The following is a 6,502-nucleotide window of genomic DNA, read 5'->3' as shown; positions in this document are numbered from 1 at the left end:
CGGGTGCGGGCTGGGCCGGTGCGGGCTGGGCCGGTGCGGGCTGGGCCGGTGCGGGCTGGGCCGGTGCGGGCTGGGCCGGTGCGGGCTGGGCCGGTGCGGGCTGGGCCGGTGCCATTACGGAGGAGCCGACGGTGACCGGGGTCGGGGTGGGTTCGGCGACCGGGGTGGCGGGCATCGGGATCGCGGATCCTCGGTCCGCCGGGCGGGTGCCGGAGGTGGAGGACGGCGGCCAGGTCAGGGCCGGGGGGCGGTTGCGGGGCTGGGAGTCCGCCAGCGTCCGGGGGCGGTGGCTGGCCGAGTGCCGGCCTCCGCCGGTGCGGCTCAGCGGGAGCGGGGCCCCGATGGCCTGCATCAGGTCGGGGACCTGGCTGGGGTCGACGATGTAGACGACCTCGCGGCGGCGGGCCGGCCAGCCGATGGTGATCATGCCGGCCATGACCAGGAGCGTGCCGAGGATCAGCAGGGCCCAGGTGGACTGGTTGAGCCAGCCGGGGCTGAGCGCGACCGTCGTCTCGAGGCGGACGCCGGGCTGGGCCGTACGGTTCATGATGACCAGGCTGTAGGCGGTGTCACGCAAGTTTGCCGGGTTCCAGCCGACCGCTCCGGTCCCGGAGGCGATCCAGAACGTCTGCCGGGTCGGCAGCTGCTCGGGGGCCCGGGTGCCGGGGATCAGCGCGCTGGTCACCGGCAGGGCGCCGGTGCCGAGGTCGATCGAGGAGACCGCGATGCGCGGGATGTCCGCCAGGTATGCGGTGACCTGGTCGCGGAGTGCCAGGCCGATGAAGGCCGGTGCGTCCGAGGACGTGGCCGCGATGCGTAGTTTCGTGTCGCCGTAGCGCGTGAACGGCGCGTCGTCGCTCAACAGAGCGTCAACGTCGTCGATCACCACCGCGTAGCCGGAGGTGGCGACCCGTTGCGTCGATCCGCTGAAGGCTCCGCCCTCGTCACGGTGCTGCAAGGCGGCCCAGAAGGCACCCCCTGCCAGCAGTGCGGGCAGGCCGGCGGTGAGCAGCAGCATGCCGAGGATCGTGCGGAACACCCGCATCTGATCTCCCCCTTCTCGGTGGTACTGGGCCGACCATACAGACCGAAATAACACCAAAATGGATAAACCGCGACTTCGACCGCTATCAGGGGTATGCGGGCGGGGCGGCACGAAACGGCGGGAGTGGCCCAGGCCGCTCCGGAACAGCCGTCACCAGCCGACACACCGCGAACAGCGCGGACCGGGACAGGCAATCCGAAAGGGCCCGGCATGCAACGGCGAGGACCGGCAACAGCGGAAAACAGGCCCGGGAAAAACGGGAAAGACCAAGAGCGGAATCGGGCGGAAGGGCCGCGAATCCGCAAGATCCACGGCCGGATCGGACCGGAAGAAGGCCTGCACGGAAAGACGCGGGCACAGCCGGAGCTGCGGAGGGGGCCGGGCTCAGGGGGCGGGAGGGGAATGGCTCGGGTGGGGAGCGAAAAGGGCCGGCCCGGAGGCCGGCCCTGATGGTGCGACGTCAGGAGATCTTGGCTGTCATGGTCAGCGTGGACTGGTCGATGTCGCTTGTTCGTACGGTGAACTTGAAGGTCCAGTCTCCCGCAGCCGGCAGCGCGATGTCGCCGACCGCGTGGAAGTCCGTGATGCGCAACAGGGGCACCTCGATGGGCTCGATTCCCTTGGCCGGGAGCGCCGCCGTGGCCGTCCATTCGACGACCGGGAGCGGTTTGTTGTCGAGCGTGTACGCGTAAAGGTGCATCGAGTTGTTCCCGACCGTGGCCGGGAAGATGTCGACCTGCAGGGACACCGAGTCGTCGGCGACCGTCTGGGAGATCGTGGTGGTCTCCGCTCCCGGGCCCGCGGCCTCGGCGGTGCGGGGTGGGGGGATCTGGACCAGTGCCGCGGTCACGCCCAGCACGATCGCGGTGACCGCCAGCTCGGCCAGCACGACGCGGCGCAGGGTTCGCGGGCCGTTCTCGGCGGTGCGGTCGCGGACCAGTTTGCGGGAGAAGGCTGCCATGCCGATCACCACGGCGGCCAGGGCGATCTTCACGAGGATGAGCCGGCCGTACGTGCTGCTGTACAGGCCCTTGAACGACGCTACCTCGATGAGTGCCTGCACCGAGCCGGCCACGATCAGCGCGGCCACGGCGGTCGCCGCCCAGCGGGACCAGATCGGCAGGATGGCGCCGAGTTCGCGTTCGTTGGCCTGGCGCAGCAGGAAGCCGGCCAGCATGACCAGGCCGCCGAGCCAGACTGCCATGGACGCGAGGTGGATGGCGTCGACCACGACCGAGACGCCGGCGACCGGGGACGCGGTCGGGTGGCCGGTCAGGGGCCAGGTGGCGAGCGCCGCGACGCCGAGGACGCCGAGCAGGGCCAGGTCGGCCTTGGACTCGCCGCCGGCTCCGCGCAGCAGCGGGCGCAGCAGGAACGCCGAGGCCACGACCACGCCGAGGCGGACCAGCATGACCGCGCCGAACGTGCTGCCCAGCACATCCTGCAGGTCGCCGCCGGAGACGCCGAACAACCCGGTGCCGGTCGTGTACGGCGCCTGCAGCCAGATCGCCAGGATCGTGCTGCCGAGCACGAGGCCGAGCCCGGTCCAGACCAGCCGGGCCGGTCCGACCCTCGACAGGCGGTGCGGCCAGAGCAGGGCGAGCACGAGCACCGGCCCGACGAGGAGCACGAGTCCCGCGTACCCGAGGTATTTGCCGACCGGGATGAGGGCGCGGACCACCGGGTCGACCGACTCGGCGCCCTCGGTCTCGGTCGGCGGGGTGGAGGCCGCGCCGACCGAGTAGGTGATCGTGCCGGCCACCGGGTGACTGTCGGCGGACACGACGCGGAAGCTCACCAGGTAGGTGCCGCGCCCGCCGCCGCTGCGCAGCGGGATGGTCACCGAGTTGCCGCTGGCCTGGGGCTCGCCCTGGTCGGCCCGGCTGCTGTCCGGCGCGAGCACCTGGATCTTGCCGGAGATGAGCTGCACCGACTCGCTGAAGGTGAGCGTGATCTTGTTGGGCGCGTCCGGGACGATCGTCCCGTTCCCGGGGTCGCTGGCCACCAGCGCGGCGTGCGCACTGGCCGGTCCGGCGGGGCCCAGCAGCACGCAGACGAGCCCGAAGACTAGCCCCGCGAGGGCTGCCGCGGCCCGGCGTCGATCAACGGTCATGATGGCCATGCTCCCCGATGGGCTCGCTGACGCAAAAAACAGGTGCCCCGCGTACTATCTCGCGGTGTGACAGCGAGCGACCCCATGACCGTGCTCGCGCTGCGGGCGCGAGCGGGAGACGCCGCAGCTCAGGCCGCCCTCGTGCGGGGCACCCAGGCCGAGGTGTGGCGGTTCACCGCCGCCCTGATCGATCCCGGTGCCGCCGACGATCTGACCCAGGAGACGTACCTGCGGGCGTTCAGGGCGCTGCCCGGTTTCGAGGCGCGCGCGGGCGTCCGTACCTGGCTCCTGGGTATCGCCCGGCGCACCTGCGCCGACCACCTCCGGGCCGTGGTGCGCCGCAGGAGGCTCGACGCGCGGCTCGCCGCGCAGGTCTGGACCGACCGGCCGCACCACCCGGACCCGGCGCACCGGCTCGGGACAGCCGATCTGCTCGGCCGGCTGTCCGGGGAACGCCGGACCGCTTTCGTGCTGACACAGGTCCTTGGACTCTCCTACGCGGAGGCCGCCGAGGTGGAGGATGTGCCGGTGGGCACGATCCGCTCCCGGGTGGCGCGGGCCCGCGAGGAGCTGGTGACCGCTGTCTCTCAGGCACGGGCAAGCTGAAATACAGCGAACCCCCAGCTGTTCCGACGGAACCGCACGGCGGCCGATGCCGACTAAGGGGGCGTGAGTATGGAGTGGAAGACGTGGCTGGCGACCGCCGCCCGGCTCGGCCTCGCCGCCGTCTGGCTGATCGCCGGCGGCCTCAAGGTCGGTGACCTGGCCGCCTCCGGGCGGGCCGTGAACGCGTACCAGATCTTCCCGTACGACGTGGCCAGGGTGATCGGGGCCGCTCAGCCGTTCCTGGAGATCGCGCTCGGTTTGCTGCTGCTCGCCGGGCTGGCGGTGCGGCTCAGCGCCGGCATCTCCGCCGCCCTGCTGATCGTGTTCATCGCCGGGATCGTCTCGGCGTGGACGCGCGGGCTGCAGATCGACTGCGGCTGCTTCAGTACGGGCGGTGAGCTGGGCGCCGGGGCCTCCCCCGCGTACGGCTGGGACATCGCGCGTGACGTCGGATTCCTCCTGCTCGCCGGGTTCCTGCTGTGGTGGCCGCGAACCCGTTACTCGGTGGACGGCAAGCTGATGGGGGACGGACTGTGAGCAAGGGCAAGGACCGATCGGCGCAGGCGAAGCGGATCGTCGCGGAACAGAAGGCCCGCGAACGCCGCCGTACGGTCACGTTGTGGACGTCCGTGGGCGTTGTCGCGGTGCTGATCATCGCCGGGGTGATCGGCTGGGCGGCGGTGGCGAACCAGGACAAGGACACCGCGAACGCCGCGTCACCGCCCGGCACGATCGACGACGGCACCGCGTTCGGCCGCGGCGGCGGGCCGGTGACGATCGACATCTACGAGGATTTCATGTGCCCGATCTGCAACCGGTTCGAGCAGGCCGCCGGGCCGACGATCACCCAGCTGGTCGACGCCGGGAAGGTGACCGTCCGTTACCACCCGATCTCGATCCTGGACGGCGCGTCGTCGACCAAGTACTCCACCCGCTCGGCGGGCGCGGCGGCAGCGGCGGCCGAGGGCGGCAAGTTCTACGAATACCACGAGGCGCTGTTCGCCAACCAGCCCGCTGAAGGCAGCGCCGGCCTGGACGACGCCAAGCTCGTCGAGCTCGGCAAGGGCGTCGGCCTGACCGGCCAGGCGTTCGCCGACGCGGTCACCAACCGCACGTACGACGGGTGGGCCACCAAGGTCACCGACACCGCCTCCGCACGCGGCGTCACCGGCACCCCGACCGTCCTGGTCGCCGGCACCAAACTGGCCAGCCCGACCGCGGCCGCCCTCAGCGCCGCGGTGGAGGCGGCCGGAGCGTGAGGCGTACCACCCTGTTCCTGGCGGTGCTGGCCGGCGCGTTGCTCGTGCCGGCCGGTCCCGCGTCCGCCCACGGCGGCGACGCCCCCGACGCCACCGCCTACCGCACGTCGGTCACCGGCCTGAGCGAGGACACCCCCGGGCTGACCGTCCGCGCGGTCGAGGCCGGCGCCCGCCTCGAACTCGTCAACGACACCGGCAGGACCGTCGAGGTGCTCGGCTACCAGAACGAGCCCTACCTCGAGGTACGCCCGGACGGCACCTACGAGAACACCAACTCGCCGGCCACGTACACGAACCAGACGCTGGACGGCGATTCACCCGTACCGTCGAATGCCGATCCGACCGCGCCCCCGCAGTGGCGCAAGCTCTCCGGCGATCCGGCCGTGCGCTGGCACGACCAGCGCACCCACTGGCAGACCCCCGGCCTGCCGCCGCAGGCGCAGGCCGACCCGGACCACGCGCACCAGCTCCGCGACTGGACCGTGCCGCTGCGTCAGGGCACCCGCACGTTCGCCGTCACCGGCACCCTGACCTGGGAACCCCCACCGGCCGCCGGGCTCTGGTGGGCGGGCGCGGTCGCCCTCGCCGCCGCGACCGTCGCGCTGCGACGCTGGGCGAGGCCGATCGCGCTGATCGCCGGCACGATCGGCTTCGCGTACGCCCTGACGCGCGCGATCTCCGGAGTCGACGGACAGGTCCCGGCCATCGCGGCGGCGGCACTCGCGATCGCCGCCGGCGTCGTCCGCTCCCCGTTCCTGGTGCTGCTCGGCGGGGCGGCCCTGGCCCTGTTCGCCGGCCTCGGCGACGCCGGCGTCCTCACCCAGGCCGTGGTCAACTTCCCCGGCCCGGGCTGGCTGTCCCGCGCCGCGGTCGTCGTCGCCCTCGGAGCGGGAGCGGGCCTGGCCACCGCCGGTGCGCTGCGCCTGCGCTCGGCCCCACCCGGGCGGATATCGTCGGACGCATGACCGATCGTCTCTCGCCGGGGGATCCCGCCCCCGAGTTCTCCCTGCCCACCGACAACGGCGACACCCTGAGCCTCAAGGACCTCCGAGGCCGCAAGGTGATCCTGTACGTCTACCCGGCGGCGATGACCCCCGGCTGCACCACCCAGGCCTGCGACTTCCGCGACAACCTCGGCTCCCTGCAGGCCGCGGGTTACGAGGTCGTCGGCATCTCCCCGGACAAGCCGGCCAAGCTGGCAAAGTTCCGCGAAACCGACGCCATCACGTTCCCGCTGGTCAGCGACGAGGACAAGAGCGTCCTCACGGCCTACGCGGCGTTCGGCGAGAAGCAGCTGTACGGCAAGACGGTGGTCGGCGTCATCCGCTCCACGTTCGTGATCGACGAGAACGGCATCCTCGAGAAGGCCATGTACAACGTCAAGGCCACCGGTCACGTCGCCAAGCTCCGCCGCGACCTGGGCCTCGACTGACATCTGGGGCCTCGGCCGATTCCCACGGCATTCCCCGCGGATCCCGG

At 72.0% G+C, this 6,502-nt stretch carries 7 protein-coding genes; 5 read left to right on the top strand and 2 right to left on the bottom strand.

Features of this window, described 5'->3' with window-relative positions; translation table 11 throughout:
- Both ACIA6A_RS32130 and ACIA6A_RS32125 read right to left on the bottom strand, forming a co-directional pair.
- On the bottom strand, positions 1-1,045 hold a 1,045-nt coding region (locus ACIA6A_RS32130; protein WP_396101714.1), incomplete at its 3' end, for a hypothetical protein.
- Positions 1,046-1,505: 460 nt separating this feature from the next.
- Entirely contained in the window at positions 1,506-3,167 is a 1,662-nt protein-coding gene (locus ACIA6A_RS32125; protein ID WP_396101713.1) for a copper resistance CopC/CopD family protein, read from the bottom strand.
- A 75-nt stretch (positions 3,168-3,242) separates the two neighbouring features.
- Here ACIA6A_RS32125 and ACIA6A_RS32120 point away from each other — a divergent pair, with 75 nt between their 5' ends.
- The 5 genes from ACIA6A_RS32120 (at position 3,243) to bcp (ending at position 6,455) form a co-directional block, all read left to right on the top strand.
- Positions 3,243-3,764, top strand: a complete 522-nt coding sequence (locus ACIA6A_RS32120) for a sigma-70 family RNA polymerase sigma factor (protein ID WP_396101857.1) — start codon at positions 3,243-3,245, stop codon at positions 3,762-3,764.
- Positions 3,765-3,833: 69 nt separating this feature from the next.
- A complete protein-coding gene (locus ACIA6A_RS32115) occupies positions 3,834-4,301 on the top strand; it encodes a MauE/DoxX family redox-associated membrane protein (RefSeq protein WP_396101712.1) in 468 nt (155 codons plus the stop codon).
- A complete protein-coding gene (locus ACIA6A_RS32110; RefSeq protein ID WP_396101711.1) occupies positions 4,298-5,023 on the top strand; it encodes a DsbA family protein in 726 nt (241 codons plus the stop codon). Before ACIA6A_RS32115 ends, ACIA6A_RS32110 begins: the two co-directional genes overlap by 4 nt.
- Entirely contained in the window at positions 5,020-5,988 is a 969-nt protein-coding gene (locus ACIA6A_RS32105) for a hypothetical protein (RefSeq protein ID WP_396101710.1), read from the top strand. The genes ACIA6A_RS32110 and ACIA6A_RS32105 overlap by 4 nt, the downstream gene beginning before the upstream one ends.
- Complete coding sequence (gene bcp, locus ACIA6A_RS32100; protein ID WP_396101709.1) at positions 5,985-6,455, top strand: thioredoxin-dependent thiol peroxidase; 471 nt, start codon at positions 5,985-5,987, stop codon at positions 6,453-6,455. Before ACIA6A_RS32105 ends, bcp begins: the two co-directional genes overlap by 4 nt.
- Positions 6,456-6,502 lie beyond the last annotated feature (47 nt).

It is taken from the genome of Actinoplanes sp. NPDC051494, assembly GCF_044454705.1.
In the GTDB taxonomy this organism is placed as follows: domain Bacteria; phylum Actinomycetota; class Actinomycetes; order Mycobacteriales; family Micromonosporaceae; genus Actinoplanes.
Note: the sequence above shows the minus strand (reverse complement) of the source record. Positions and strands in the feature narration are given on the sequence as shown.